Origin of the sequence: Mycolicibacterium alvei (assembly GCF_010727325.1) — a bacterium.
Lineage (GTDB): Bacteria > Actinomycetota > Actinomycetes > Mycobacteriales > Mycobacteriaceae > Mycobacterium > Mycobacterium alvei.
Window position 1 is genome coordinate 4,630,472 of the sequence record NZ_AP022565.1, and the last position, 25,600, is coordinate 4,656,071.

The window sequence follows — 25,600 nt, forward strand, 5'->3', positions numbered from 1 at the left end:
CGGTCAGCTCGAGTTGGCGTCCGCGGCGGACTGCGCCAACTCGGTCAGCAGTGGCGGGATGTCCATCCGGCCCAGCATCACCTCGACGAACACCATGCGGTCGGGGGTGGCCGCCGCCGTCGTCAGCGCGTCGTCGAGTTCGCCGTAGGTGCTGACCCGGAAGGTGAGCGCATCCGAGACGCCCAGCGCCGCGGGCAGTTCGGTCCAGCGCCAGCCGGTGATGTCGTTGTATTCGGCTGTGACCCCGTGGATTGCGCGTTCCACGGTATATCCGTCGTTGTTGACCACCACCACGACGGGGGACAGCCCTTCGCGGCCGAACGCCCCGAGTTCCTGGATGGTCAGCTGGGCGGCGCCGTCACCGATGAGCAGCACCGTGCGACGGTCCCGATCGGCCAGACCGGCGCCGAGCGCGGCGGGCAAGCCGTAGCCGATCGAGCCCCACAGGGGTTGGCCGATGAACGTCACCCCTGAGGGCAGCCGGTGCCCGGCCATTCCGTAGAACGACGTGCCTTGATCGGCGAGCACCACATTGCCCGGGGTCAGCGCTTGAGAAAGCCTGTCCCACAGGGCTTCCTGGGTCAGGGCGGCTTCCCGGGCCGGAGGGTCGGTGTGTGGCCGGGCTGGCAGCGGGGGTAGCGCCGGTGAGGTGATGCCACGCTCGGTGAGGATCGCGGTGACGGCGTCGAGTGCGGCCGACATGTCCAGCGGGGCGTACACCTGCCCGGCCACCACACTCTGGTTGACGCCGATGTCGATGGTGCGGGCCGGGTCGATGCGCTGGCTGAAGAACCCGCTGACCATGTCGGTGAACAACACACCCGCGGTCACCAGCACCGGAGCATCCTCGATCGCCTCGCGCACCGAATCCTCGCTGGCCGCACCGGCATAGATGCCCAGATAGTTGGGTGAGCTCTCGTCGACCAGGCTCTTGCCCCACATCAGGGTGGCGTGGGCGATGGTGTCGGCCGCCAGCAGGGCATTGAGTTGGTCGACGCAGTCCAGTCGGTGCACCAGGAAATCGGCCAGCACGGTCAACCGGTGGTCGGCGATCATCTCGGCGGCCGCTGCGGTGAACATCGCGAGTGCTCGCGGACTGGTGCCGCCGGTGTAGCGCGGCAGCGGCGTGGTGGGACGTTCGGTGGGGAACCGGGCCACGTCGGTGGCGATCAACAGGTAGCCGGGCCGCTTCTGCTCACGCACCTCCGAGAGCACCCGGTCGATCTCTCGGGTCGCCGTTGCCGGCGCCAGATCCGCTTGGGCGCAGGTGATCTCACGACTGATCCGCAGGAAGTGATCGAAGTCGCCGTCACCCAGAGTGTGGTGCACGATCCGACGTGCCGCCTGGGAATCCTTGGACGGCGCGCCGACGATGTGCACTACCGGCACGTGTTCGGCATAACTGCCCGCGATCGCATTGGCCGCCGACAGTTCACCGACCCCGAACGTGGTGACCAGCGCGGCCATCCCGCGCAGCCGGCCGTAGCCGTCGGCCGCGTAGCCGGCGTTGAGCTCGTTGGCGCCGCCCACCCAGCGCAGCGTCGGGTGAGCCAGGATGTGGTCGAGGAATTCCATTTGATAGTCGCCGGGAACGCCGAACATCTCGGTCACGCCGAGTTCGGCGAGGCGGTCCAGGAGATAGTCGCCGACGGTGTACCCGATTTCGCCCATCCCTTAGTGTGCCTCGCATGACCAACACCGGACCGCTCGCCGGAGTGCGAGTTATCGAACTGGGCGGCATCGGCCCCGGGCCACACGCCGCGATGATGCTCTCGGACCTGGGTGCCGACGTGGTGCGGGTGCGCCGGCCGGGTGGCCTGACGATGCCTGCCGAGAATGTCGATCTGATGCATCGCGGCAAGCGCATCGTCGACCTGGACGTCAAGTCCGAGCCCGGCAAGTTGCTGGATCTGGTCGCCAAAGCCGATGTGCTGCTGGATTGTTTCCGTCCCGGCACCTGCGAACGTCTCGGGATCGGGCCGGCCGAGTGTGAGGCCGTCAATCCGCGGCTGATCTTCGCCCGGATCACCGGCTGGGGTCAGGACGGACCGCTGGCCACCACCGCCGGCCACGACATCAACTACCTGTCGCAGACGGGTGCGCTCAGCGCGATCGGCTACCGCGACCGTCCGCCGGTGGCGCCCCTGAACCTGGTCGCCGATTTCGGTGGCGGTTCGATGCTCGTCGTCGTCGGTATCGTCACCGCGTTGTACGAGCGGGAACGCTCCGGCAAGGGGCAGGTGATCGATGCTGCGATGGTCGACGGGGTCAGCATGCTGGCGCAGATGATGTGGACAATGCGGGCCACCGGATCGTTGCGTGACGAGCGCGAGTCGTTCCTGCTCGACGGCGGCGCCCCCTACTATCGGACCTATGAGACCTCCGACGGGGGCTACATGGCGGTCGGATCGATCGAACCGCAGTTCTTCGCGCAGCTGGTGGCCGGTCTCGGCCTGGACGCCGCCGAGATCCCCGGGCAGTTCGAACTGGCCCGCTATGACCAGATGCGGGCCATCTTCACCGAGCGCTTCGCCACCAAGACCCGCGACGAGTGGACCGAGATCTTCGCCGGCACCGATGCATGTGTGACACCGGTGCTCACCTGGGGCGAGGCTGCCGAAGGCGAGCACCTGCTGGCCCGCTCGACCCTGGTCACCGTCGACGGTGTCGCACAGGCCGCCCCGGCCCCGCGGTTCTCCCGGACGCCGCCGAGTTCACCCGGTCAGCCGCCACAGTCGAGCACCGACATCGACGACATCGGCTGGACCTGACCGGCGCGCAGGGACTTTGTGCCCTGGCAATCGGGCTCTGAAGCGGCCACGATGGGGGTGTGACTTCCTCGGACGCACCAGTAGTAGTCGGAATCGACGGCAGTGACGGCGCGCTCGGCGCGGCTCGCTGGGCAGGCGCGGTCGCCGCGCGGTTCGGCGCGCCGCTGCGCATCGTGCACGCCCTACCGTCCATCGGCCGCAACCTGACTCAGACCGCGGCCGCCCTGACCGCGGCGATGATGTCGTATCAGCGCGACATGGCCCAGGCGTTCCTCAAGGCCGCGGAGGAGGCCGTACGCGCCGATCACCCCGAGCTGTCGGTATCCACGGACTCATTCAACGAACCCGCCGACCAGGTGCTGATCGAGGCCAGCCGGCAGGCGCGGCTCGTCGTCCTCGGCGGTAAGACGGTCACACCGGCCGCGGCGCTGCTGCTTGGGTCGACGGCGCTGTCCGTGGCCACTCGGGCCGCGTGCCCGGTGGTCGCCTTCCGCGGGGACCGGGTCGACCCCGGGGACGGCCCGGTCATCGTCGGGGTCGACGACAGCCCCGCCGCGCAGACCGCGCTGGAGACGGCCTTCGAATTCGCCGATCGGTTCGGCCAGTCGGTCAACGCCGTGCGGTCGCTGTCGTTGACCGCACCCGCCGAGACCGGTGTCACCATCCCACTGCTGATCGACTGGGACGGGGTGGAGTCCGCCGAACTGATGGCGCTGACCGAGACCGTCGACGTCCACAACAAGAACCACCCGGGCGTCGACGCCAAATGTTTCATCGAGCCCGACTCGCCCGGCAAGGCGGTGCTGAAGCACGTCGATGATTCCGGACTCGTGGTGGTCGGGTCTCGCGGCCGCAATGCGCTGGCCGGAGTATTGCTCGGCTCGACCAGCCTGAACCTGCTGCACCACAGTCCGGTACCGGTGATGATCTGTCGGGCACAAGGAGATTCGGATGCCTGAACACAACCTTCGGCACGGCATCGTCGTCGGGGTTGACGGGTCGCCGGCATCGGACAACGCAGTGTCGTGGGCTGCCAAAGCCGCGGTGTCGCGGAGCGTCGAGCTCACGTTGGTGTATGCATCGCCGGGCGCCGCGTCCCCGGTCTGGTTGGATGTGGCTCTGCCTCAGGAATATTGGGACTATCAGGACCAGCAGGGTCAGGAGGTCCTCGATGCCGCCCGCCGGGTCGCCGCGGACGCAGCCGGGACGCACCCGCTGAACATCGTTGCGAAAGCTGTTCCGGGGCATGCGGTTGCGACGCTCATCGAGTACTCACGCCAGGCTGAGCTGGTGGTCGTGGGTTCCCGTGGCCTGGGCAAATGGGGACGACGACTGCTCGGATCGGTGAGCTCGAGTCTGGCGCACCACGCCCACGGTCCGGTGGCGGTGATCCCCCACGACGAACGCCCGTCGACGGCGCCCGTCGTGGTCGGGGTCGACGGGTCACCTGCGTCTGAGCTCGCCACCGCGATCGCATTCGACGAGGCGTCGCGGCGCGGTGTGGAGCTCGTGGTCCTCCACACCTGGACGGACCTGAACTTCGAGTTCCCCTCCGTCAGGTGGGAGGATCTGAGCTCCGAGGCCGAGCGTGCACTGGCTGAACAGCTGGCCGGGTGGGGCGAGCGGTATCCCGACGTCGCCGTTCGGCGGGTGGTCATGCCCGATCAGCCGGCCCGGCAATTGCTGGCTCAGGCCGAAACCGCCCAGCTCGTGGTGGTCGGCAACCGGGGCCGGGGTGGATTCGCCGGGATGTTGCTCGGCTCGGTCAGCTCCGCGGTGGTGCATTCATCCACTGCACCGGTGATCGTTGCGCGGCAATCCAACTGATTGTCGCTGGACCTCAATACGAAGAACCGCACATGGGACGGCGCGCGTCGCTAGATTTGAGGGCGTGGCCGTGCAGGCATCACGCGAGGCGGTGTTCGACTCCTCGCCGGAGGCGATCATGGAGGTGCTCGCCGACGTCGACGCGCTGCCGTCCTGGTCTGCGATGCACCGTCGCGTCAAGGTCATAGACCGCTATCCGGACGGCAAGCCCCACCACGTCAAGACCACCCTGCGGGTATTGGGCATCACCGACAAAGAGCTCCTCGAGTTCCACTGGGGCGACCACTGGATGGTGTGGGATGCCGAACCCAACCGGCAGCAATGTGGCCAGCATGTCGAATACAACCTGACGCCCGAGGTGGATCGGACGCGGGTGCGGTTCGACGTCATCGTCGACCTCGCGGTGCCGGTGCCGGAGTTCCTCATCAAGCGGGCAAAGACACTCGTTCTCGACGTCGCCATCGAGCGGCTGCGTCAGCGCGTCATGAGGAATTCACGGCACCGATTGATCTAGTCAGCGTCTGCGGAGCACGTCCAGCCGTCGGATGGCCTCTTCCATGGTGTCGTTTCGTTTGCAGAATGCGAAGCGCACCAGGTGATTCCACAGATCGGCATGCGGCGCCTCGGCATCGCAGAACGCCGACATCGGGATTGCCGCCACCCCCGCGGTGTGCGGCAGTTCGGCACAGAACTGCGTGCTGTCCGAATAGCCCAGTGGCCGCGGGTCGGCGCACAGAAAGTACGTGCCGCGGCTGTCGTGCACCTCGAACCCGATATCGGCCAGTGCGTTGCCCAGTCGATCCCGCTTGGTCTGGAACGACTCCCGCAGGTCGGCCACCCAGCCGTCCTCGTGATTGAGCGCGTGGGCCACCGCGGGCTGGAACGGTCCGCCGCCCACATAGCTCAGGTACTGCTTGGCGGCGCGCACCCCGGCGATCAATTCCGTTGGCCCGCAGGCCCAGCCGATCTTCCAGCCGGTGACGTTGAACATCTTGGCGGCGCTGGAGATGGTCACCGTGCGCTCGGCCATACCGGGGTAGCCGGCCAGCGGCAGGTGTTCGACGCCGAACACCAACTGCTCGTAGACCTCGTCGGTGATCACCAGCAGGTCGTGCTCGATGGCCAGTGCAGCGATGGCGCGTAGCTCGGCGTCGGAGGCCACGGCGCCGGTGGGGTTGTGCGGGGAGTTGAGGATCAGCGCACGGGTCTTGGGCGTGACGGCGCGGCGGAGTCCTTCGACGTCGATCGCGAACCCGGTCCCGTCGGCAACCAGCGGGACCGCGCTGCGTACACACCCGGCCATCGCGATCACCGGGGAGTAGGAGTCGTAGAACGGCTCTATCACCAGCACCTCCGAGCCCGGTTCCACCAGGCCGAGAACCGACGCGGCGATGGCCTCGGTGGCGCCGACTGTCACCAGGACCTCGGTGTCGGGGTCGTAATCGATGCCGTAGTGGCGTTTGCGCTGTGCGGCGATGGCATGGCGCAACTCGGGGATGCCGAGGCCGGGCGGGTACTGGTTGTGGCCTTCGGAGATCGCATGCTGCGCCACCTTGAGCATCTCGGCCGGGCCGTCCTCGTCCGGGAAACCCTGGCCCAGGTTGACCGCGCCCAGTCGGCCGGCCAGCGCAGACATCTCCGCGAAGATCGTGACGGCGAAGGGCTGCAGTCTCTGCACGGTCATGCCGTCGACAGTAGGTGCTCGGAGACACCCAGCGTGCGCACAGATCGTGGAAATCGACGAATCCGAGATCTGGATGCACGCTCGGCGGGAATGATTGCCGCGCTCACGACGCTTTAGAGCGGCGTGACCTACAAACTGAACGCCGACGCCGCACTGCTTCAGCCGATCCAGGTCGGCGACACCGCCGCCGCGAACCGTCTGTTCATGGCGCCGCTGACACGTTCGCGCGCCGATGCCGACGGCACCCCCTCGCCGTTGGCCGCGCAGTACTACTCGCAGCGTGCGGGTGCGGGCGTGATCATCAGCGAGGCCACCGCTGTCGCCGAGACCGCCAACGGCGCCTACCTGAACACCCCGGGCATCTACACCGACCGCCATCAGCAGGGCTGGGCCGAGATCGCCGATTCGGTGCATGCCGCCGGCGGCAAGATGTTCGTCCAGTTGTGGCACGTCGGCCGGATGGCGCACCCCGAGATCAGCGGGTTCGAGGCCGTCGCGCCATCGGCGATCGCGGCCGATGTGGTCACCCACACACCCACCGGCAAGAAGGCGCTGCAGACGCCGCGAGCACTGGATACCGCCGAGATCCCGGCGATCGTCGAACAGTTCCGCACCGCCGCGCGCCGGGCGATCGACGCCGGCATGGACGGCGTGGAGATCCACGGCGCCAACGGCTACCTGCTGCACCAGTTCGCCTCCGATGTGGTCAATCAGCGCACCGATGCCTATGGCGGTTCGCCGGAGAACCGGGCCAGGTTGACCGCCGAGGTGGTCGAGGCCGTCGTCGACGAGATCGGCGCGGGTCGGGTCGGGCTGCGTATCTCGCCCGGCAACACCGCCGGGGACATGCACGAGAACGACACGGTCGGCGCCTATGAGGCATTGCTGGCGCGAATCGCCCCGCTGGGTCTGGCCTACCTGCACGTGCTCATCGACCCGGCCACCCGGACCTTCGGCGTCATCCGCGCCTTGTGGTCGGGGACGTTCGTCCTCAATACCGGTCGCGCCTCCGGCACCGACTTCTCGGCACTGGAGGGTTATGCGGAGTGGGGCGCGATCAGCGCGGCAGCGGTGGGGCGGGCGTACCTGGCGAACCCGGACCTGATCGACCGGCTGATCCTGGGTGCCGAACTCAACGAACCCGACGTGTCGACTTTCTACGCTCCCGGGCCGAGCGGGTACACCGACTACCCGTCGCTGATCGAGATCGAGGAGCCCCGCTCGGCCTGACGTCGGGTGATTTCGCGCCTGGTGTGACACGGTTGGCGCCGTCGTCGCACCGATTTCTACCTGCGGGTCGCTGGTCTTCGCCGGGCGCTGCCCTGGGGTGGAAAGCGGCGTGCGGGTGGGATGTTCGTTTGCGCCATTTCCGACGCCGGGGTCGTTGCGCTGCGTGGTGTGCAGCCCTGGGGTGGAAAGCGGCGTGCGGGCGGGATCGTCCCGCAAAGGAGATGCTGAGCACAGGCCCAACCAACGGGTTGGGCGAGGCTGCTACGCTGCCGTTCAGAGGACTGTCCACATTCGCTGGGCGGTTCCACAACCCAACCTGAACCTGGACGCCGATACGGCAGGGGAGCAGACATGTCCGAAGAAGCTTTCATCTACGAGGCGATCCGTACGCCGCGTGGCAAGCAGCGCGGTGGCGCACTCAATGAGATCAAGCCGGTCAATCTGGTGGTCGGTCTGATCGAGGAGATTCGTAGCCGGTATCCCGACCTGGATGAGACGCTGATCAGCGACGTCATCCTGGGTGTGGTGTCCCCGGTGGGTGATCAGGGTGGTGACATCGCCCGCACCGCCGGGTTGGTGGCCAAGCTGCCCGAGACCACCGGTGGTTTCCAGCTCAACCGTTTCTGCGCGTCGGGCCTGGAGGCGGTCAACCTGGCCGCCCAGAAGGTGCGTTCGGGCTGGGACGATCTGGTGCTGGCCGGTGGTGTCGAGTCGATGAGTCGCGTCCCTATGGGTTCGGACGGCGGCGCCTGGGCCTCTGACCCGGAGACCAACTACCGCATCGGCTTCGTCCCGCAGGGCATCGGCGCGGACCTGATCGCCACCATCGAGGGCTTCTCCCGCGACGATGTCGACGCCTACGCGGCGCGGTCGCAGGAGAAGGCCGCCGCGGCCTGGTCCGGTGGCTACTTCGCCAAGTCGGTCATTCCGGTCAAGGACCAGAACGGTCTGGTCGTGCTGGACCATGACGAGCACATGCGTCCGGGCACCACTGCGGCGGATCTGGGCAAGCTCAAGTCGGCGTTCGAGGGCCTGGGTGCCATGGGTGGCTTCGATGACGTGGCGCTGCAGAAGTACCACTTCGTCGAGAAGATCAACCACGTCCACACCGGCGGCAACAGCTCGGGCATCGTCGACGGCGCCGGCCTGCTGCTGATCGGCAGCGAAAGTGCAGGGGCATCCCAGAACCTGACCCCGCGCGCCCGCATCGTGGCCACCGCCACCAGCGGTGCCGACCCGGTCATCATGCTCACCGGTCCCACTCCGGCCACCAAGAAGGTGCTCGACCGGGCCGGCCTGACCGTCGATGACATCGACCTGTTCGAGCTGAACGAGGCGTTCGCCTCGGTGGTGCTGAAGTTCCAGAAGGACCTCAACATCCCCGACGAGAAGCTCAACGTCAACGGTGGCGCCATCGCGATGGGTCACCCGCTGGGCGCCACCGGCGCCATGATCACCGGAACCATGGTCGACGAGCTCGAGCGTCGTGGCGCTCGGCGTGCCCTGATCACGCTGTGCATCGGCGGCGGCATGGGCGTGGCCACCATCATCGAGCGCGTCTAGGAGTAATGACAATGGCTGAGAACACTATTCAGTGGGACAAGGATGCCGACGGCATCGTCACCCTGACGTTGGACGACCCGACCGGTTCGGCCAACGTGATGAACGAGCACTACAAGCAGTCCATGCATGATGCTGTGGAAAAGCTTGTTGCGGAGCAGGATTCGATCACCGGTGTGGTCATCACCAGCGCGAAGAAGACCTTCTTCGCCGGTGGCGACCTCAAGGGCATGATGAACATCGGCCCCGACGACGCCGCCGAGGCGTTCGAGATGGTCGAAACCATCAAGGCCGACCTGCGCAAGCTGGAGACCCTGCCCAAGCCCGTCGTCGCCGCCATCAACGGCGCGGCGCTGGGCGGTGGCCTGGAGATCGCGCTGACCTGTAACCACCGCATCGCCGCCGATGTGAAGGGCAGCCAGATCGGTCTGCCCGAGGTCACCCTGGGCCTGCTGCCCGGCGGTGGCGGCGTCGCCCGCACCGTGCGGATGTTCGGTATCCAGAAGGCCTTCATGGAGATCCTGAGCCAGGGCACCCGGTTCAGCCCGGCCAAGGCCGCTGAAATCGGGCTTGTGGACCGGGTCGTACCGAACGTGGACGAGTTACTCCCGGCAGCCAAGGCCTGGATCAAGGCCAACCCCGAGGCCCACACCCAGCCGTGGGATGTCAAGGGCTACAAGATGCCCGGCGGCACCCCGTCCTCCCCGGCTCTGGCGGCGATCCTGCCGTCGTTCCCGGCGCTGCTGCGCAAGCAGCTCAAGGGCGCCCCGATGCCCGCCCCGCGGGCCATCCTGGACGCCGCTGTCGAGGGTGCGCAGGTCGACTTCGACACCGCCAGCCGCATCGAGAGCCGTTACTTCGTCTCGCTGGTCACCGGCCAGACCGCCAAGAACATGATTCAGGCGTTCTTCCTGGACCTGCAGGCCATCAACGGCGGCGCATCGCGTCCGGAGGGCATCGCCAAGCAGGAGATCAAGAAGATCGGTGTGCTGGGCGCGGGCATGATGGGCGCCGGTATCGCCTACGTGTCGGCCAAGGCTGGCTACGACGTCGTGCTCAAGGACGTCACGCAGGAAGCCGCTGACAAGGGCAAGGCGTACTCGGAGGGCCTGGAGGCCAAGGCACTCAAGCGTGGCAAGACCACCGAAGAGAAGTCGAAGGCGCTGCTCGCCAAGATCACCCCGACCGCCGATCCGCAGGATCTCAAGGGCGTCGACTTCGTGATCGAGGCCGTGTTCGAGAACCAGGAACTCAAGCACAAGGTGTTCCAGGAGATCGAGGACATCGTCGAGCCCAACGCGCTGCTCGGCTCGAACACCTCCACGCTGCCGATCACCGGTCTGGCGACCGGCGTGAAGCGCCAGGAGGACTTCATCGGCATCCACTTCTTCTCACCGGTCGACAAGATGCCGCTGGTGGAGATCATCAAGGGCGAGAAGACCTCTGACGAGGCGCTGGCCCGGGTGTTCGATTACACGCTGGCGATCCGCAAGACCCCGATCGTGGTCAACGACAGCCGCGGCTTCTTCACCAGCCGCGTGATCGGCACCTTCGTCAACGAGGCGCTGGCCATGCTGGGCGAGGGCGTCGCGCCCGCCTCCATCGAGCAGGCAGGTTCGCAGGCCGGTTACCCGGCGGCGCCGCTGCAGCTGAGTGATGAGCTCAACCTGGAGCTCATGCACAAGATCGCTGTCGCCACCAAGGAAGGTGTCGAGGCTGCCGGTGGCACCCACGTGCCGCACCCGGCCGAGGCCGTGGTGGAGAAGATGATCGAGCTCGGTCGCCCGTCGCGGCTGAAGGGTGCCGGCTTCTACGAGTACGTCGACGGCAAGCGGACGCAGCTGTGGCCGGGTCTGAAGGAGGCCTTCAACTCCGGAAGCGCCTCGATCCCGCTGCAGGACATGATCGACCGCATGCTGTTCGCCGAGGCACTGGAGACCCAGAAGTGCATCGACGAAGGCGTGCTCACCTCGACCGCTGACGCGAACATCGGCTCGATCATGGGTATTGGCTTCCCGCCCTACACCGGTGGTTCGGCGCAGTTCATCGTCGGCTACCAGGGTGAGCTCGGTGTCGGCAAGGCGGCGTTCGTCGCCCGCGCCAAGGAACTGGCCGCCCGCTACGGCGACCGCTTCCTGCCCCCGGCCTCGCTGGAGAGCTAAGCCAGAACGTCAGAAGCCCCCGGCGCAAGTCGGGGGCTTTTGCGTGCGCGGGCGTCGAGATTGCGCCCAGGGCTGTCGATTTCGCGATTTCACGACCCTGTGTGCAATCTCGATCTGGGTTCGAGTAGATCCGGGTGGGAGAGATCAGCACCGCGGTGCGGCGCTCCTCGCGCATGACGCGGTCGTAGGTGTCCCAGTCGTCGCCCGACGACGGGTACGCAGCGAAATGCGTTGCCAGGCCTTCGCTATATGACTGACCGAAGCGCGTAACCCTTTATGTGGTGCGCCGGAACAGATAGAACCGCGCCGCGTTCTTGCCGTTCTGGTTCATCGCGGGCTCATCCCCGCTGGACAGCAGTATCCAGCCCGCACTGAAGCGTCGTTGCACTTCTTCGAACCCGATGCCGGGTACACCCATCGATCCACCCGGGATGAACGCCACGATCAGCAGTTGTGCATCGGGGGCGGCCACTGCGCTGACCTCCCGGACGTAGGCGTCACGGTCGTCGGCGTCCATGCCGTGCAGGCAGCCACTGTCGACGATGAGATCGAATCCGGCCCCGACACCCGACCAGCTCAGTTGTGTCACATCGGCTTTGGTGAAGACAGCGGGCAGTCCGGCGGCCTTGGCGCGGGCTATCTTCAGCGGTTTGGCCACGTAGTCCACGCCGGTGACCCGCCACCCGTGTCTGGCCAGGTACACCGCGTTGTCCCCGGTGCCGCAGCCCACGTCGAGCGCGGTTCCCGGGGGCAACGCGGTGCCCTCGACAAGTGTCATCAGGCTGTGCGCCAATGGGTGGCCATCCCAGGGGGTGAACCCCAGCCGGTACAGCCACCGGAACAAGCGTTGGCGCGAGCTCACAGAGTTAGAGCGCTCCCAGATCGGAGGACAGCCAGTGCTCGGGCTTGAAGAACACCGCAACGCTCTCACCCTGCTCGCGGCGGGCGAATTCGAGGTATGGCTCCACCTTCTCAGGAGCCAGGTAGCGCTTGGTCATCTCGACGAGTTGCTCATCGGTGCCCGGTTCGATGCGGTCGACTGCGCCGTCGACTGCCACGTAGCGCACCGTCGGCTCGAGCCGCTCGACCATCAACGACAGATGTCCGGCTGCCTCGATCAACCGGTGCTTACGGGACCCGGTACCGGTCAGCAGCCAGGGTTGCCCGCCAGGGGTGTACTGGTACCAGATCGGGACGGTCAGCGGACCGCGTTTGTCTCCTGCGTAGACCGACAATGCGGCGATGTGCGGTTCGGCCAGAAATTGCTCGCGTTCTTCCTTGGAGAGGGGCATATCCGAGGCTAACCCCGTACCGCAACATGGGTCGGCGCCGTAGAGTCGGGGGCCATGCGCTTCGGACTTTTCATCCCGCAGGGTTGGCGCCTTGATCTCGTCGACATTCCCACCGAAAACCACTGGCCGGTGATGCGCGACCTGGCTGCCTACGCCGACGCAGGCAGCTGGGACTCGTTGTGGGTGTACGACCATTTCCACACCGTTCCGGTGCCGACCGACGAGGCCACCCATGAGGCCTGGTCGCTGATGGCGGCGCACGCGGCGACGACGTCGCGGATCAAACTCGGCCAGATGTGTACCGCGATGAGCTACCGCAATCCGGTCTACCTGGCCAAGATTGCCGCGACCACCGACATCATCTCGGGTGGTCGGGTGCAGATGGGTATCGGCGGCGGCTGGTACGAGCACGAGTGGCGCGCCTACGGATACGGATTCCCGTCGGCCGGGGTGCGGCTGGGCCGGCTCGACGAGGGCGTGCAGATCATGCGCGACGCCTGGCGCGTCGGCCGGGTCAGCTTCGACGGCAAGCACTACCAGGTCGACGGCGCCATCGTTGCTCCGAAGCCACTGCAGGACAACGGTATTCCGATGTGGATCGCCGGCGGCGGGGAGAAGGTGACACTGCGGATCGCGGCCAAGTATGCGCAGTACACGAACTTCACGTCTGAGCCGGACGGCTTCGCGCACAAGTCGGAGGTGCTGGCCGGGCATTGCCGCGACGTCGGTACCGACTACGACACCATCGTGCGTTCGGCCAACTTCAACGCCGTCATCGGGGAGTCCGAGGCCGATGTGGCCGCCCGTGTCGCGCGGTTGCGGGCCCGGCAGGTGCCGGTGGCCGGCGAGGCTGCCGTCGACGCCATGCTCGCCAACGCCACCGCACCCGAATCGGCAAGCGGTACAACCGAACAAGTGATCGAGAAGCTGCAGCGGATGCGCGACCTCGGGTGTGAGTACGCGATTCTGTACTTCCCGGAGGCCGCCTACGACCGGTCCGGGATCGAACTGTTCGAGCAGAAGGTCATCCCGGCGTTGAGTTGACCGGGTCGGAAACGCGATGCTGGCGATCTGCGTCGTGTAGCTGCACGCAGCAGTGTCCGGGACGTGGATTGAGTTCTGCCTGTGCGGTGCTTGACGAACTGGCGGCGATCGCGCCCCGGATCAGTTCCAGGTTCAACCCACACACCACGTCGAGGTGATCACGGGCCACCGCGTGAAACGGGCAGTTCCGCAGCGAGATTCCCCCGTCCGGGTCGGTGCGGGGTAGGTATCCGCAGCCACGCAGGGCATCGATCAAATCGCCGCCTGCGTCGTGAGCCGCGCGCATGCCAGCATCGCGCGCGGCCTGCTCGACCGTCGCTCTTACCGCACCGCCGGTGTCCTGCTCGATGGAGGTCACGAGTATTCCGGCCAGCAACTGATAGTCGCGAGGCGGCACGCTGATGGCCAGCTCGCGTTCGGCCAGGCTGTAGAGCTTGGCGGGCCGTCCGGCGCCGGGGCCCGATCGCCCGTCGGGTCGCTGGTAGGTGACCGCAAGGAGTTCGGCATCGGCGAGCTTGTCCAGGTGGTAGGCCGCCAGGGTGCGTCCGATCCCGGTTGCTGCCGCGGCGTCCTCGCGGGACACCGGCTCGTCGCTGTCGGCGACGAGTTGATAGAGCCGGCGGCGTAGCGGGTCATCGAGCGTGCTCAGCGCTGACATGGTCGCCGGGTGGGCAGACCGGGAGAACATTGCTCCATTCTAACACCAAAAACTCTTGACAAAGTCGGGGAGCGGGGTCGAGTCTAAAAGTGTCACAGTTTATTTTTAGAAGGGAAGGGTCATGAGCACCTCAAATGTTGGTATCGGCCAACCTGCTGGTTGGGCGGCCGCGGTCGAACGCGCCCGCACCGACCCGGCGTACGGGGCCTACGCGTTGCTGCGGATCGGCTTTACCGTGTTGCCCATCGTGTTCGGGATCGACAAGTTCACCGACCTGCTGACCAACTGGGACAGCTATCTGGCGCCGTGGATCGCGGATCTCAGCCCGTTCGGCGCGCACTCGACCATGCTCGTGGTGGGAGTGATCGAGATCGTGGCCGGCGTGGCAGTGGCCGTCAAGCCGAGGTATGCGGCCTACGTCGTGGCCGCGTGGCTGGCCGGCATCATCCTCAACCTGGTGAGTTACCCGGGCTTCTACGATGTCGCGCTGCGCGATTTCGGGCTGCTGCTGGCGGCGCTGACCCTCGCCCGGTTGGCCTGGGTCTATGACCCGGCCTGGCATCGTGCCGGCACGCATTGATGGCGTCCGCGCGAAACGGTCGTCAAATGTACATCGCATGACTGGTAGATGACCGGAGACGATATGCCGGCTGAAACGTGCGGTGGATTGGAGCAGTAATGTGCTCCATGATCCCTACGTGACGCTGATATCACGGGAATTCGGGAGCGGAACCGTATCCGCCCCAACCGTCGGGGCCGGCGTGGCCGCGGTGTTCAACCGCCGGCCGCGCACGGCCCCCCTCGCGGCCGCCCCGGTGGACTGTTCCAGGCCCGTGCACAGCGCTGACATCGCTCAATCGCGCCTGTTCGAGGAAATTCTGCTCGGGGAAATCGATGACCTGCGAGACCATCTCGCCGCCACGGAACTCCGGTGGCGGAAGCTTCGGGAACGCAGCCGAGTGGCCGACGCGCCGATACCGGAGGCACTTGTCCGGTTGCACGGGCGCATCGCCGAGGCCGAACGATTGCTCGTCCAACTGCGGTGCCGCTTCGGCTACGGCGAAGATCCACTCCGGGTGATTTGAATGTCGCCGGCGAAGCCGCCGCCGGGGTCGGGCCGAGGCGTTACCGGGCCGGCCAGGTGGTGCGAGGTGCAGGGCCCCCGGGCGGTTGTGGCTTCAGGTTCGCACCGGGCTGCGTGCCGTTCTGTGCGGCGGCCAGGCACATCCCGAGCCGGCCGGGAATGCAGGGTGCGGTTCCGCCCGTTCCGCGCGGCGTGCCCACGGTGTTCCGGTCGGCCGTCGACCAGCACATCCCGGTGCGGGGATCAAGCTGTTGGTTGGGGGCACATGCCGCGTACGCCGGCGGAGCGGTGATGACCGGGCCTGACAGGAACAGCACGAAGCCGAGCAGCGCCAACAGCAGCGTGGAAGCTTTGATTCGGGTCATTCTCGAGGGTCTCCATCATTTGCGGATGTGACCGCGGCCGGGCGGCTAGGCGGCAGTAATCGTCGTGCGGTCATTGATCCACTGCATGGCGTCGAGCACGATCTGTGAATCACTCTCCACTGCCGTGCCGTTCAGTTGGACGACGAAGAGCGCGTCCGGACCCGGCACCACAACCGTTTTCTGGGCGACGAAACGGGTTTTGCCCTCATGGAGGTACGTTCCGGCGTAATCAACGGAATTGAACCCGCTGATGGTGCGTTCGGTGGCCTCACCGAGCGGTTTGAAATCGGGCATGTTGTCCAAAAGTCCCGACGCATAATCGAGAACTTCCGGGCCCTCCACGTCGCCGGTGAGCTTGTTGGCGATCGCGGTGATGGTGGGGGGATCCGAGGCGTCTCGAGGTTGGTCGTAGACGATGGCTCCGAAGGCCCATTCCGGTATCTCGGTGGCCAAGGCCCAGTGCTCGGGAAGAGCGAGGTCGTAGGTCGGTGTCCCGGGATCGCCTGGCTTGAAAGGGACTTCGGCGATGTTGTGCTCGACGATATAGTCATGCAGGGTGTCGTCGAGACCGTCCTCCAGCTTGGGCGGTTGATCCTGCACTGCGGTCACCGCCGTCGATTCCGAAGTGGTGGATTTTGATTCGCCGGACGGTCCGCAACCCGCAATGGCGAAACTGAGGGCCGCTGCGGTCAGGCCGGTTGTTGTGGCCACCAACATTTTTCTCATGGGATCGGTTCCCTTTTCGTCGTGGTCAGGCTCGAGTCCGCAGCATATCGGCATCGCTGATACCCAAACGTGTTTGCGCGGAATTGTGTTTGCGCATTCGGAACGGACCGTTGCCGTGGTATCTCCGCCCAGCCGGGCGCGGACTGTGTGACGGGAGCGATAGTCTGCCAAGGGGTCACAGAATCGGTCACCGGACCGGTGTCGTCAGCCCGACCCCGTCGGAAGGGAATGCACCGTTATGGAGAAGATCTCGCTCACCGCGATTGCCCGCCAACAGTTGACTTCCGCCCTTGCGGCCAGCAATGGACGCAGTGCCACCACGGTCTACGGCGGGCATGAGCACCAGTTGCGTCAGACGGTGATCGCTCTCAAAGGTGGCACCGGTCTCGACGAGCACGAGAGCCCGGGCGAGGCGACCCTGCAGGTGATCGACGGCCGGGTGAAGCTGGCCACCGCCGAGGCCAGCTGGGAAGGATCGCCGGGCGATCACATCGTGATCCCGCGTACCCGCCACAGCCTGCATGCACTCGAAAATTCGGTGGTGCTGCTGACCGTGGTCAAGCCGCACGCCTAGATCGCGGGGCCGAGCAGGTCGTCGGCGTCTTTGATGACGTAGCCGTAGCCCTGCTCGGCCAGAAACCGTTGCCGGTGCGCGGCGTACTCCGCGTCCAGCGAATCACGCGAGACCACGGAGTAGAACACCGCGCCGCCGCCGTTGGCCTTCGGACGCAGCAGCCGGCCCAGGCGCTGCGCCTCTTCCTGGCGGGAGCCGAAGGTGCCTGAAACCTGAACGGCGACAGATGCTTCCGGTAGGTCGATGGAGAAGTTCGCCACCTTGCTGACCACCAGTGTGGTGATCTCGCCGCGGCGGAACGCGTCGAACAGAGCCTCGCGCTCGGAGTTCTTCGTCGACCCCTGAATCACCGGCGCATCCAACTCCTCGCCCAGTTCCTCCAGCTGATCCAGGTAGGCACCGATCACGAGGGTCGGTTCGCCGGGGTGACGTTCCAGGATCGAGCGGACCACCGCGATCTTGGTGTGCACGGTCGAACACAGTTTGTAGCGTTCCTCGGGTTCGGCGGTGGCATACTGCATCCGCTCGTTGTCGGTCATCGTCACCCGCACCTCGATGCACTCGGCGGGGGCAATCCAGCCCTGGGCCTCGATGTCCTTCCACGGCGCGTCATAGCGTTTCGGCCCGATCAGGGAGAACACGTCACCTTCGCGGCCGTCTTCGCGGATCAGGGTCGCCGTCAGGCCCAGCCGCCGCCGGGACTGCAGATCGGCGGTCATCCGGAACACCGGTGCCGGCAGCAGGTGCACCTCGTCGTAGATGATCAGCCCCCAGTCGCGGGTGTCGAAGATCTCCAGATGCTTGTACTCGCCCTTGGTGCGGCGGGTGATCACCTGGTACGTCGCGATGGTGACCGGCCGGATCTCCTTCTTCTCACCCGAGTACTCGCCGATCTCGTCCTCGGTCAGCGAGGTGCGGGCGACCAGTTCGCGTTTCCACTGCCGTCCGGCCACGGTGTTGGTGACCAGGATCAGCGTCGTCGCGCCGGCCTTGGCCATCGCCGCCGCCCCGACCAGGGTCTTGCCCGCACCGCACGGCAACACCACCACACCGGAGCCGCCCGCCCAGAACGAATCGGTGGCCATCTGCTGGTAGTCGCGCAGCTCCCAGCCGTCCTGGGCCAGCTCGATCGGATGGGCCTCACCGTCGACGTAGCCGGCCAGGTCCTCGGCCGGCCAGCCGATCTTCAGCAGCATCTGCTTGATGTGGCCACGGTCGCTGGCGTGCACGACCACCGTGTCGTCGTCGATGCGCGCGCCCAGCATCGGGGCGATCTTCTTGTGCCGCAGCACCTCCGTGAGCACTGCGCGATCCAGGCTGACCAGGACCAGACCGTGCACGGGACTCTTCACCAACTGCAGGCGGCCGTAGCGGCCCATGGTGTCGACGATGTCGACCAGCAGTGGCTGCGGCACCGGGTACCGCGAGAAGCTGACCAACGCATCGACCACCTGCTCGGCGTCGTGGCCCGCGGCGCGGGCGTTCCACAGTGCCAACGGGGTGATGCGGTAGGTGTGGACGTGTTCGGGGGCGCGTTCCAGCTCGGCGAACGGTGCGATGGCGGCGCGGGCCGCCCCGGCCTGCTCGTGGTCGACCTCGAGCAGCACCGTCTTGTCGGACTGCACGATCAGTGGGCCGTCAGTCATTCTCGGCTCCTCGCAGGCAAGTCATTCTGCCCATTATTCCGAATCGGCCGACACGACCGAGGTGACGCGGTGGATGGCGAACTCGCGGACCCGCCCGGCGGCCGGATCGAACGCGGTCAACTGACCGCCGCGCACGTTGATGGGGGAGACCACCCGCTGGGTGGCCACCCCGGCCGGGTCGACGTATCCGATCACCACGGGGGTCTGGTTGATCGCGGCGTCCTGCAATTGGGTGATGGCCATCGCGGGGTCCAGGCGCACGCCGGCGAACGGTCCCGACGCCACTTTGCGCAGCACCGCGACGATCGCGCCGAGAGTCTGGGCGGTCGGCGGGGTGGGTGGGCGATAGACGCGGCGCCGGGTCGGTGCGATGACGCGCGCGCCGCGGGCCCTGATGTCGACGACGGCGCCGGTGGAGTCTTCGGCGGCGGGCGCGAACCCGGCGTCGCGTAGCGCGGTGAGCACGTCGGCGATCGGGGCCTGCGACACCGCCACGGTCGGGGCCAGCAGGCGCAACTCGAGCTGGTCGACCTTCGGGGAGGCGACCGCCTGGGCCAGCAGTGCCGGATCTTCACATCGCAGGAATGACGTGGCCATCCCGACGCGCAGCTGGCCGTGCCGGCGGGCGACGTCGTCGATGAGATAGGTCAAGCCTTGCGGCACCGGGGTTTTCGAGTGTTTCTCGAACATGGTGTGTAGCTCGCTGGCGGTGCGCCCGGCATCGAGTGCACGGCGGATGGACGCTTCGCTGATCCGGTAGACCATCGCCGCGCCCGCCGATTCGACGGTGGCCACCTCGGCCAGATGTTCGGCCAGATCCCGCTCCAGCGGTCCGGGCACGATCACCGTGAGGTCGGCCTGCAGCAGGAAGTGGTCGAGTGGTTTGGGCAGCGCCTTGGCCATCGCGGCCAGCACGTCCACCTCGGGGTCACCGGCCAGCAGGCCGCGAGCCGGGGTGCTGATCGCACCGCGGCCCACCATGCCCAGCGCATGCGCTTCGGCGAGCAGGCCGCCGACCGTGGCCGGCTGTAGGCGCGCCGCCCAGCGCGGCCGCCGCCACACCATGGCCCGAGCGGCCTCGGTGCCGTCGACCCCGCAGCCCGGTGCCAGCTCCGCCAGCACGCTCAGCAGCAGTCTGCGGTCCAGTGGAGCTGCCGTCGAATACAGCGAATCCGACAGTGCGGCAAAGGGTTTGTTGTCCGGCCCGCGGCTGCCGATCAGGGCGGGCCGGGCCGGCAGGTCCAGCCAGGTCGCGGCCAGCAGGTGCCAGCGGGTGGCAGTCGGGGACTCGATGAACCGGTCTGCGGCCACGGTCGGCGCCCAGTAGGGCCCGGTGCCGTCACCCGGGTCCGGTTCGGGCATCCCGGCTGCGATCAGTCCGGCGCCGGCCGCCAGTTCCAGCAGCAGCCCCAGCCGCGGTTCGTCGATGCCGGTGGCCTTGGCCAGCCGTTTCACGTCGCGCACCCCGAGCCCGCCGTTGCGCAACTCGGGAACCGGCGTGCTGCCGAGGGTTTCGATGACGAGGTCGACCTCGCGCAGCAGATCGATGGCAGCACCGGCGGCCGCCGCGTTCGTATCGGCAGGCGTTGTCGACGAGGTCTGAAGCACCGGCGTGGTCAACTCCGTCGGGCCGGGCGCCTCGCCGCGCATCACCTGACCGACCATCCGGGGCAGGATCACCGTCTCGGCGTCGATCCGCCGCAGCAGTCCGGCCTCCAGCAGTCGCGGCACCGGCCGGTCGGGCGGGGTGTCGGGGGCCGCGTCGCGGGTGCGGCCCATCGGTGAGCCCTCCAGCAGCCGGGCCAGCAGCTCGCTCTGGGCCTCATCGAGCCCTCCGAGCAGGTCGGCGATCTCGTCGGCGCTGCGATCTGAGGTCTCCACGGCGGCCTGACCGACGAACCAGGGCAGGCCCGCCGCTACTTCGGGCGCCACCCGGACGGCGGCCTCGCCCCACACCAGGGCCCGCTCGCGCAGATCTTCCAGCGCAGTGGTCACGTCGCCGGCACCGACCCGCTTACCCAACAGTTTGCTCACCTCGGAAACCGGAACGGCGTGGGTGTCGGCGTGCAGGACCAGCAGTGCATCCAGCACGGCCAGCCTCAGGAAGTCCAGGGAATCGGTGGCAGCCTTGACCGACTGACGTGAGGTGGCGCGCGCGGCAAGCGCGGCGATCGTTCCCGGTGGTGGCTGGCTCAGGTCGGGCCGCAGCTCCAGCAGGCGGATGAGGCCCTTGTCGTCGAGGTCGGACAGCCAGGCACCCAGCGGGAATCCGGGAGTCTGTGCGGCGGTCATATCCTGACCAGGGTAAAGCAGCCCGCCGGTCTCGCCACCGGATGAGGAGCCTGCCACAATGTGGAGCGTGGCTGACAACAAGAAGAACCATTACGTCGACAACGGCTGGCCCGTGCTCTCCGACGGCGATGATCACGCCGTCAGTGAGCTTGCCACCGACCGCACCGGCGCACTGTCCCCGTTCGGTGATCTGACCTTTCCGCTGCCGGCCGAAGACCTGCCCTTCATCCAGTCGGCCACCGTCGTCAACAGGTGACAGAGGGCCTGTCGCACCTCGACGAGTCCGGCGCGGCGCACATGGTCGACGTCACGGCCAAGGCCGTGACCAAACGCACCGCGGTGGCCGTGGGCACGTTGCACACCAGGTCGGATGTGGTGGCCCTGATCGCCTCGGGCGGCCTGCCCAAGGGTGATGCCCTGGCCACTGCACGGATCGCCGGCATCCAGGCGGCCAAGCGGACTCCCGAGTTGATTCCGCTGTGCCATCAGTTGGCCCTGACCGGTGTCGACGTGGACTTCGACGCCCGCGACGCCGAGGTCGCCATCACCGCCACCGTGCGCAGCACCGACCGCACCGGGGTCGAGATGGAGGCCCTGACCGCGGTGAGCGTGGCCGCGCTGACGCTGTACGACATGATCAAGGCCGTCGACCCCGCCGCACGCATCGACGACATCAAAGTGATGCGCAAAGAAGGCGGTAAAACGGGATTGTGGGAAAGAACTACTCAGTGACGCGTTCGGCGCGGGTCATCATCGCCTCCACCCGTGCCGCTGCCGGGGTGTACGACGACCGGACCGGCCCGCTCATCGTCGGCTGGCTGTCCGATCGGGGCTATGACGTCACCGAGCAGATGGTGGTCGCCGACGGACATGCCGTCGGCGACGCCCTGCGGGCCGCACTGGCCGAGCGCGTCGACCTGATCATCACCTCCGGTGGCACCGGCATCTCGCCCACCGACACGACGCCGGAATCCACCTCGGCGGTACTCGACTATCAGATACCCGGCCTGGCCGATGCCATCCGGCGTGCCGGCGTGCACAAGGTGCCCACCGCGGTGTTGTCCCGCGGCGTCTGCGGCGTTGCCAGGCGCACCCTGATCGTCAACCTGCCCGGGTCGCCGGGCGGGGTCAAGGACGGGCTGGGCGTACTGGCCGGCGTCCTGGAGCATGCGTTGGACCAACTGAGCGGCAAGGACCACCGATGAGCGCTTGCGCGAAGAGGAGACAGTGCCGATGAGCGCTTGCGCGAAGAGGAGACAGTGCCGATGAGCGCCAGCGTCGTACGGGTCGAACTGACCGAGACACCGATCTCACTGACCGAATACGAGGCGCTGGTGGCCCACGAGGCGGCCGGAGCGGTCGTCGGGTTCTCCGGGGTGGTGCGCGATCACGACGACGGCCGCTCGGTCCTCCGGCTGGAGTACTCCGCGCACCCCGATGCCCTTCAAACCCTGCAAGAGGTGGCCGCCGAGGTGGCCGCGCAGGCCACCGGGGTACGTGCGATCGCGGTCAGCCACCGCATCGGAACCCTGAATATAGGAGACGCCGCCCTGGTGGCCGCTGTGGCAGCGGACCACCGCGGGGCGGCGTTCGAAACCTGTGCCCGCCTCGTCGACACCGTCAAAGAGCGGCTACCGGTGTGGAAGCACCAGTACTTCTCCGACGGCACCGACGAATGGGTCGGTTCGGCCTGAAACTCAGCCGTTGATAACGATGTTGCCGTCGAGGCCCTGCTTCTCGATGGCGTGCTGGATCTTATCGAAGTAGCTGACCGTCTGTGCGGGGACAGGTGCCTCTTCGGGAGCCGGAGCGGGCACCTGCAGTGCGGCGTCCATCGGGGCGGCCTCAGGGGCCGGGGCTGGCGCGGCGTCCATCGGGGCAGCTTCGGGTGCCGGGGCCGGAGCTTCGGGTGCCGGGGGCAGGTTCTCCGGGGCAGGCGGCAGGTTCTCGGGCGCGGGCGGCAGCGGGGCGTCCATCGGGGCTGCCTCGGGTGCCGGGGCCGGAGCGTCAGGTGCGGGCGGCAGTTCGCCGTTGACCGCGGGTGCGTCCAGCGGGGCGGGGGCGGGCTCGTTGACCACATTGCGCGGGGTGGCGCTCGAGAGGCCGCGGCCGCAGGTGGGCCAGGCGCCCTTGCCCTGGGTGGCCAGAACGCGCTCGGCGACGGCGATCTGCTCTTCCTTGGTGGCCATGAAGGCCGTGGGGGCATATTCACCACCGCCGTGACCGGACCACGTGCTGGGGGAGAACTGCAGGCCCCCGTGGTAGCCGTTGCCGGTGTTGATCGCCCAGTTGCCGCCGGACTCGCAGCGAGCGACGGTGTCCCATTCGCCGTCGGTCGCGGCCGTCGCCTGGCTGGCCATCGCGAGGCTGCCGCCTGCGATCGCAGCGCCGGTCACCGCGATCTTGGCGACGTTCTTGGCTGATGTGGACGTGGTGGGCTTGCGATGCCGTCCGCTCATAAGCGTGAAGGTCCTCTCGTATGCGCCCACGAGGTCAGCTGTCGGGTTCGGGCTGGAGAGGTTGCCCGGCCGTCGTCGTCGAAACTCTGACGGCTTCACCCCAAGGGGCACCCCAAGGGGCCGCAAGCGGCTCCTGGTCCTGAAGTAAAGCGGTGGACCGGTGGGTCCCCCGTCTCCATCCTTGTTGTTCGTCGTGTACCCCGGCCCGATGGATGGAGCTCGGCGCTTCGGTTCGAGGTAGGTCAACCGATTAGGGTCCGTTGACTCGGGTTCGAAGGTAACGGCTCTCGGCTATCCCGTCACCTTTGACGGCCTCGGGCGTTTCGGCTCGGAGCAAACTCTAAAAGTTGTTTAAAGGTGCAGGTTATTTTTGCGTTGTCGCAGGTGGGCGAGGAGCTCCACCCCGCCGTAGCCAGCTCGTGACCATTTTGTTATGTGATGCAAATCACGTTATCCGCCCGCGAAGGGGGGTAACACATCGATGGTCTGAGGCGTTGACATCGGCCTGTTCAGATCGCGGACGGCCACGCCGTCGCACAGGTATGAGCAGCGCTTTAGCACCCGCGCGAGCTCTGAGCCGCGGCCGCTGAGTTGCTCGACGAGCGACGCGATCGTCGCGTCTTTCGCTAAATCTAACGTTTCCGTATCAACTCCGGCTGCCGCCGCCGCAGCGGCGAAATAGCGGACCGTCACCGCCATGGTGTGCCCTGTCATCTAGCCGCCGATCGCACTCATAGGCCGCGCGGGTTGCACGAAATCCGGGTTGTTGATCCCATGCCCGGCGGGCTTGCCCCACATCGCGGTCCGCCAAGCCGCCTCGATGTCGGCGTCGTCGGCGTCGCCGCGCAGAAGCGCACGCAGATCGCTCTCCTCGGTGGAGAACAGGCAGCTGCGGATCTGGCCGTCGGCGGTCAGCCTGGTGCGGTCACAGGCTGAACAGAAGGCGTGCGTCACCGAGGCGATCACCCCGACGGTGCCCGCGGGATGCTCGGCGCTCTCGGAGACCTGCCACAGCTCGGCGGGGGCCGAACCGCGCGGCTGCGGATCGGATCGCAGATCGAAGTGCTGCCGCAGCGTGGCAAGGATGGTGTCCGCGTCGATCACCTTGCCGCGCTGCCAGGTGTGTCCGGCGTCCAGAGGCATCTGCTCGATGATGCGCAGCTGGTATCCATGGTCCAGGCAGTACCCCAACAGGTTCACGGCGTCCTCGAGACCCGACGCCGGGTCGAGCACGGCGTTGACCTTCACCGGCGACAACCCGGCCGCCTTGGCGGCCGCCAGTCCGTCGAGCACGTCGCCCAGTCGGTCCCGGCGGGTGATCCGGGCGAAATGGGCGGCGTCGATGCTGTCGAGCGACACGTTGATCCGGTCCAGCCCGGCCTGTCTGAGGGCCGCCGCGCGGCGGTCCAGCCCGATGCCGTTGGTGGTCAGTGTGATCTCCGGGCGGGGGCGCAGCGCTGCCGCGGCGGCGACCACGTCTTCCAGATGGCGGGTGACCAACGGTTCGCCGCCGGTGAACCGCACGCTGGTGATGCCGAGGCGGGTGACGGCGATGCGCAACAACCGGCCCAGTTCGGAGGGGCTCAGCAGTGCCTCGCCGGGCAACCAGTCCAGCCCTTCGGCGGGCATGCAATAGGTACAGCGCAGATTGCATTTGTCGGTGAGTGAGACCCGCAGGTCAGTGGCCACCCGGCCGTAGGTGTCCACCAGCGGGCCGCTGGACGGGGCCGGCCCGAGGGGTGGGCGACCGGGCCCGCCTACCGCGGGCAGGCCGAGTGAGGTCAGCGTCATGCCGGCACCCCTACCGAGTCGACCGGGACGATCTCCTTGCCCAGCGGGACCAACGAGACCGGGATCATCTTGAGATCGGCCAGCGCCAACGGGATTCCGATGATCGTGACGGCCATGGCCACCGCGCTGACCAGGTGTCCCAGTGCCAGCCACCAGCCGAACAGGACGATCCAGATGATGTTGCCGACCAGGGCGCCAGGCCGGGTGCCCGGCTTGTCCACGATCGTGCGGCCGAACGGCCACAGGGCATAGGACGCGATGCGCAGCGAGGCGAATCCGAACGGGATGGTGATGATCAGGACGAAGCAGAGCAGCGCGGCCAGCAGGTACCCCACTGCCAGCCACAGGCCGCCGAAGATCAACCAGATGATGTTGAGTATCACTCGCATTACCGGCGCATCTCTCTCCCAGAGGTGTTTGCAAGCCTACCTAGTA

Annotated in this window: 28 protein-coding genes, 1 pseudogene and 1 riboswitch; of the genes and pseudogenes, 15 read left to right on the plus strand and 14 right to left on the minus strand. The window is 67.1% G+C overall.

Annotated features, from left to right (window positions below):
- Positions 1 to 3: 3 nt before the first annotated feature.
- Positions 4 to 1,671 (minus strand): alpha-keto acid decarboxylase family protein, encoded by a 1,668-nt coding sequence (locus tag G6N44_RS22060; RefSeq protein WP_163667651.1) that lies wholly within the window; start codon positions 1,669 to 1,671, stop codon positions 4 to 6.
- 17 nt (positions 1,672 to 1,688) lie between these two features.
- Here G6N44_RS22060 and G6N44_RS22065 point away from each other — a divergent pair, with 17 nt between their 5' ends.
- The 4 genes from G6N44_RS22065 to G6N44_RS22080 all read left to right on the plus strand — a co-directional run bounded on the left by G6N44_RS22065 (position 1,689) and on the right by G6N44_RS22080 (position 5,112).
- Positions 1,689 to 2,771: a CaiB/BaiF CoA transferase family protein gene (locus G6N44_RS22065; RefSeq protein WP_163667654.1), complete on the plus strand. Its 1,083-nt coding sequence runs from the start codon at positions 1,689 to 1,691 to the stop codon at positions 2,769 to 2,771.
- A 59-nt stretch (positions 2,772 to 2,830) separates the two neighbouring features.
- Positions 2,831 to 3,730 carry a universal stress protein gene (locus G6N44_RS22070; protein WP_163667657.1) on the plus strand — a complete coding sequence of 300 codons (900 nt, stop codon included), beginning with the start codon at positions 2,831 to 2,833 and terminating at the stop codon, positions 3,728 to 3,730.
- On the plus strand, positions 3,723 to 4,598 hold the full coding sequence (locus tag G6N44_RS22075) for a universal stress protein (RefSeq protein WP_163667661.1): 876 nt from the start codon (positions 3,723 to 3,725) through the stop codon (positions 4,596 to 4,598). The genes G6N44_RS22070 and G6N44_RS22075 overlap by 8 nt, the downstream gene beginning before the upstream one ends.
- 64 nt (positions 4,599 to 4,662) lie before the next feature.
- Complete coding sequence (locus G6N44_RS22080; RefSeq protein ID WP_163667663.1) at positions 4,663 to 5,112, plus strand: SRPBCC family protein; 450 nt, start codon at positions 4,663 to 4,665, stop codon at positions 5,110 to 5,112.
- On the opposite strand, the gene G6N44_RS22085 is transcribed toward G6N44_RS22080, so the two are convergent.
- Positions 5,113 to 6,282: a pyridoxal phosphate-dependent aminotransferase gene (locus G6N44_RS22085; RefSeq protein WP_163667666.1), complete on the minus strand. Its 1,170-nt coding sequence runs from the start codon at positions 6,280 to 6,282 to the stop codon at positions 5,113 to 5,115.
- A 123-nt stretch (positions 6,283 to 6,405) separates the two neighbouring features.
- Here G6N44_RS22085 and G6N44_RS22090 point away from each other — a divergent pair, with 123 nt between their 5' ends.
- The 3 genes from G6N44_RS22090 to G6N44_RS22100 all read left to right on the plus strand — a co-directional run bounded on the left by G6N44_RS22090 (position 6,406) and on the right by G6N44_RS22100 (position 11,234).
- The gene (locus G6N44_RS22090; protein ID WP_163667669.1) at positions 6,406 to 7,512 is read left to right on the plus strand and encodes an alkene reductase; all 1,107 of its coding nucleotides are present in this window, start codon (positions 6,406 to 6,408) and stop codon (positions 7,510 to 7,512) included.
- A 351-nt stretch (positions 7,513 to 7,863) separates the two neighbouring features.
- Positions 7,864 to 9,075 (plus strand): acetyl-CoA C-acetyltransferase, encoded by a 1,212-nt coding sequence (locus tag G6N44_RS22095; protein ID WP_163667672.1) that lies wholly within the window; start codon positions 7,864 to 7,866, stop codon positions 9,073 to 9,075.
- An 11-nt stretch (positions 9,076 to 9,086) separates the two neighbouring features.
- A complete protein-coding gene (locus G6N44_RS22100) occupies positions 9,087 to 11,234 on the plus strand; it encodes a 3-hydroxyacyl-CoA dehydrogenase NAD-binding domain-containing protein (RefSeq protein ID WP_163667675.1) in 2,148 nt (715 codons plus the stop codon).
- Positions 11,235 to 11,352: 118 nt separating this feature from the next.
- Here G6N44_RS22100 and G6N44_RS29605 read toward each other — a convergent pair.
- From G6N44_RS29605 to G6N44_RS22110, 3 genes and pseudogenes are all read right to left on the minus strand, one after another.
- A pseudogene (locus tag G6N44_RS29605) lies at positions 11,353 to 11,439 on the minus strand (pyridoxamine 5'-phosphate oxidase); the annotation flags it as partial.
- A 69-nt stretch (positions 11,440 to 11,508) separates the two neighbouring features.
- Positions 11,509 to 12,096 carry a class I SAM-dependent methyltransferase gene (locus G6N44_RS22105; RefSeq protein ID WP_163667678.1) on the minus strand — a complete coding sequence of 196 codons (588 nt, stop codon included), beginning with the start codon at positions 12,094 to 12,096 and terminating at the stop codon, positions 11,509 to 11,511.
- A 4-nt stretch (positions 12,097 to 12,100) separates the two neighbouring features.
- Positions 12,101 to 12,526, minus strand: a complete 426-nt coding sequence (locus G6N44_RS22110; protein WP_163667681.1) for a pyridoxamine 5'-phosphate oxidase family protein — start codon at positions 12,524 to 12,526, stop codon at positions 12,101 to 12,103.
- A 54-nt stretch (positions 12,527 to 12,580) separates the two neighbouring features.
- Between G6N44_RS22110 and G6N44_RS22115 the strand changes: the two genes are divergently transcribed.
- Positions 12,581 to 13,570: an LLM class F420-dependent oxidoreductase gene (locus G6N44_RS22115; protein ID WP_163667684.1), complete on the plus strand. Its 990-nt coding sequence runs from the start codon at positions 12,581 to 12,583 to the stop codon at positions 13,568 to 13,570.
- On the opposite strand, the gene G6N44_RS22120 is transcribed toward G6N44_RS22115, so the two are convergent.
- Positions 13,551 to 14,258, minus strand: a complete 708-nt coding sequence (locus G6N44_RS22120) for a helix-turn-helix transcriptional regulator (RefSeq protein WP_163667687.1) — start codon at positions 14,256 to 14,258, stop codon at positions 13,551 to 13,553. The genes G6N44_RS22115 and G6N44_RS22120 overlap by 20 nt on opposite strands.
- A gap of 91 nt (positions 14,259 to 14,349) precedes the next feature.
- Between G6N44_RS22120 and G6N44_RS22125 the strand changes: the two genes are divergently transcribed.
- Together G6N44_RS22125 and G6N44_RS22130 are read left to right on the plus strand one after the other, a co-directional pair.
- A complete protein-coding gene (locus G6N44_RS22125; RefSeq protein ID WP_163667690.1) occupies positions 14,350 to 14,808 on the plus strand; it encodes a hypothetical protein in 459 nt (152 codons plus the stop codon).
- Between the two features lie 181 nt (positions 14,809 to 14,989).
- A complete protein-coding gene (locus G6N44_RS22130) occupies positions 14,990 to 15,313 on the plus strand; it encodes a hypothetical protein (RefSeq protein ID WP_163667693.1) in 324 nt (107 codons plus the stop codon).
- A gap of 40 nt (positions 15,314 to 15,353) precedes the next feature.
- On the opposite strand, the gene G6N44_RS22135 is transcribed toward G6N44_RS22130, so the two are convergent.
- Complete coding sequence (locus G6N44_RS22135) at positions 15,354 to 15,677, minus strand: hypothetical protein (protein ID WP_163667696.1); 324 nt, start codon at positions 15,675 to 15,677, stop codon at positions 15,354 to 15,356.
- A 45-nt stretch (positions 15,678 to 15,722) separates the two neighbouring features.
- A complete protein-coding gene (locus tag G6N44_RS22140) occupies positions 15,723 to 16,574 on the minus strand; it encodes an LpqN/LpqT family lipoprotein (RefSeq protein ID WP_235682840.1) in 852 nt (283 codons plus the stop codon).
- Positions 16,575 to 16,641: 67 nt separating this feature from the next.
- Here G6N44_RS22140 and G6N44_RS22145 point away from each other — a divergent pair, with 67 nt between their 5' ends.
- Entirely contained in the window at positions 16,642 to 16,977 is a 336-nt protein-coding gene (locus G6N44_RS22145) for a cupin domain-containing protein (RefSeq protein ID WP_163667699.1), read from the plus strand.
- Here G6N44_RS22145 and G6N44_RS22150 read toward each other — a convergent pair.
- Both G6N44_RS22150 and G6N44_RS22155 read right to left on the minus strand, forming a co-directional pair.
- The gene (locus tag G6N44_RS22150) at positions 16,974 to 18,623 is read right to left on the minus strand and encodes a DNA repair helicase XPB (protein WP_163667702.1); all 1,650 of its coding nucleotides are present in this window, start codon (positions 18,621 to 18,623) and stop codon (positions 16,974 to 16,976) included. The genes G6N44_RS22145 and G6N44_RS22150 overlap by 4 nt on opposite strands.
- Before the next feature lie 33 nt (positions 18,624 to 18,656).
- Complete coding sequence (locus G6N44_RS22155; RefSeq protein ID WP_163667705.1) at positions 18,657 to 20,915, minus strand: helicase-associated domain-containing protein; 2,259 nt, start codon at positions 20,913 to 20,915, stop codon at positions 18,657 to 18,659.
- 58 nt (positions 20,916 to 20,973) lie between these two features.
- On the opposite strand from G6N44_RS22155, the gene G6N44_RS22160 reads away from it, so the two are divergent.
- From G6N44_RS22160 to G6N44_RS22175, 4 genes are read left to right on the plus strand one after another with little or no spacing between them, the layout of a single operon-like run.
- Positions 20,974 to 21,171 carry a hypothetical protein gene (locus G6N44_RS22160; protein ID WP_163667708.1) on the plus strand — a complete coding sequence of 66 codons (198 nt, stop codon included), beginning with the start codon at positions 20,974 to 20,976 and terminating at the stop codon, positions 21,169 to 21,171.
- A 41-nt stretch (positions 21,172 to 21,212) separates the two neighbouring features.
- Entirely contained in the window at positions 21,213 to 21,647 is a 435-nt protein-coding gene (gene moaC, locus G6N44_RS22165; RefSeq protein WP_235683114.1) for a cyclic pyranopterin monophosphate synthase MoaC, read from the plus strand.
- On the plus strand, positions 21,644 to 22,120 hold the full coding sequence (locus tag G6N44_RS22170; RefSeq protein WP_163667713.1) for a MogA/MoaB family molybdenum cofactor biosynthesis protein: 477 nt from the start codon (positions 21,644 to 21,646) through the stop codon (positions 22,118 to 22,120). The genes moaC and G6N44_RS22170 overlap by 4 nt, the downstream gene beginning before the upstream one ends.
- 60 nt (positions 22,121 to 22,180) lie before the next feature.
- Positions 22,181 to 22,609, plus strand: coding sequence for a molybdenum cofactor biosynthesis protein MoaE (locus tag G6N44_RS22175; RefSeq protein ID WP_163667716.1), 429 nt, complete (start codon positions 22,181 to 22,183; stop codon positions 22,607 to 22,609).
- Positions 22,610 to 22,612: 3 nt separating this feature from the next.
- On the opposite strand, the gene G6N44_RS22180 is transcribed toward G6N44_RS22175, so the two are convergent.
- The 4 genes from G6N44_RS22180 to G6N44_RS22195 form a co-directional block, all read right to left on the minus strand.
- Positions 22,613 to 23,374, minus strand: coding sequence for a transglycosylase family protein (locus tag G6N44_RS22180; RefSeq protein ID WP_163667719.1), 762 nt, complete (start codon positions 23,372 to 23,374; stop codon positions 22,613 to 22,615).
- Positions 23,375 to 23,382: 8 nt separating this feature from the next.
- Positions 23,383 to 23,578: riboswitch (cyclic di-AMP (ydaO/yuaA leader) on the minus strand.
- A gap of 246 nt (positions 23,579 to 23,824) precedes the next feature.
- Positions 23,825 to 24,073 carry a MoaD/ThiS family protein gene (locus tag G6N44_RS22185; RefSeq protein WP_235682841.1) on the minus strand — a complete coding sequence of 83 codons (249 nt, stop codon included), beginning with the start codon at positions 24,071 to 24,073 and terminating at the stop codon, positions 23,825 to 23,827.
- Between the two features lie 15 nt (positions 24,074 to 24,088).
- Complete coding sequence (gene moaA, locus G6N44_RS22190; RefSeq protein WP_163667724.1) at positions 24,089 to 25,165, minus strand: GTP 3',8-cyclase MoaA; 1,077 nt, start codon at positions 25,163 to 25,165, stop codon at positions 24,089 to 24,091.
- Positions 25,162 to 25,554, minus strand: a complete 393-nt coding sequence (locus G6N44_RS22195; protein WP_163667726.1) for a YccF domain-containing protein — start codon at positions 25,552 to 25,554, stop codon at positions 25,162 to 25,164. Before G6N44_RS22195 ends, moaA begins: the two co-directional genes overlap by 4 nt.
- Positions 25,555 to 25,600 lie beyond the last annotated feature (46 nt).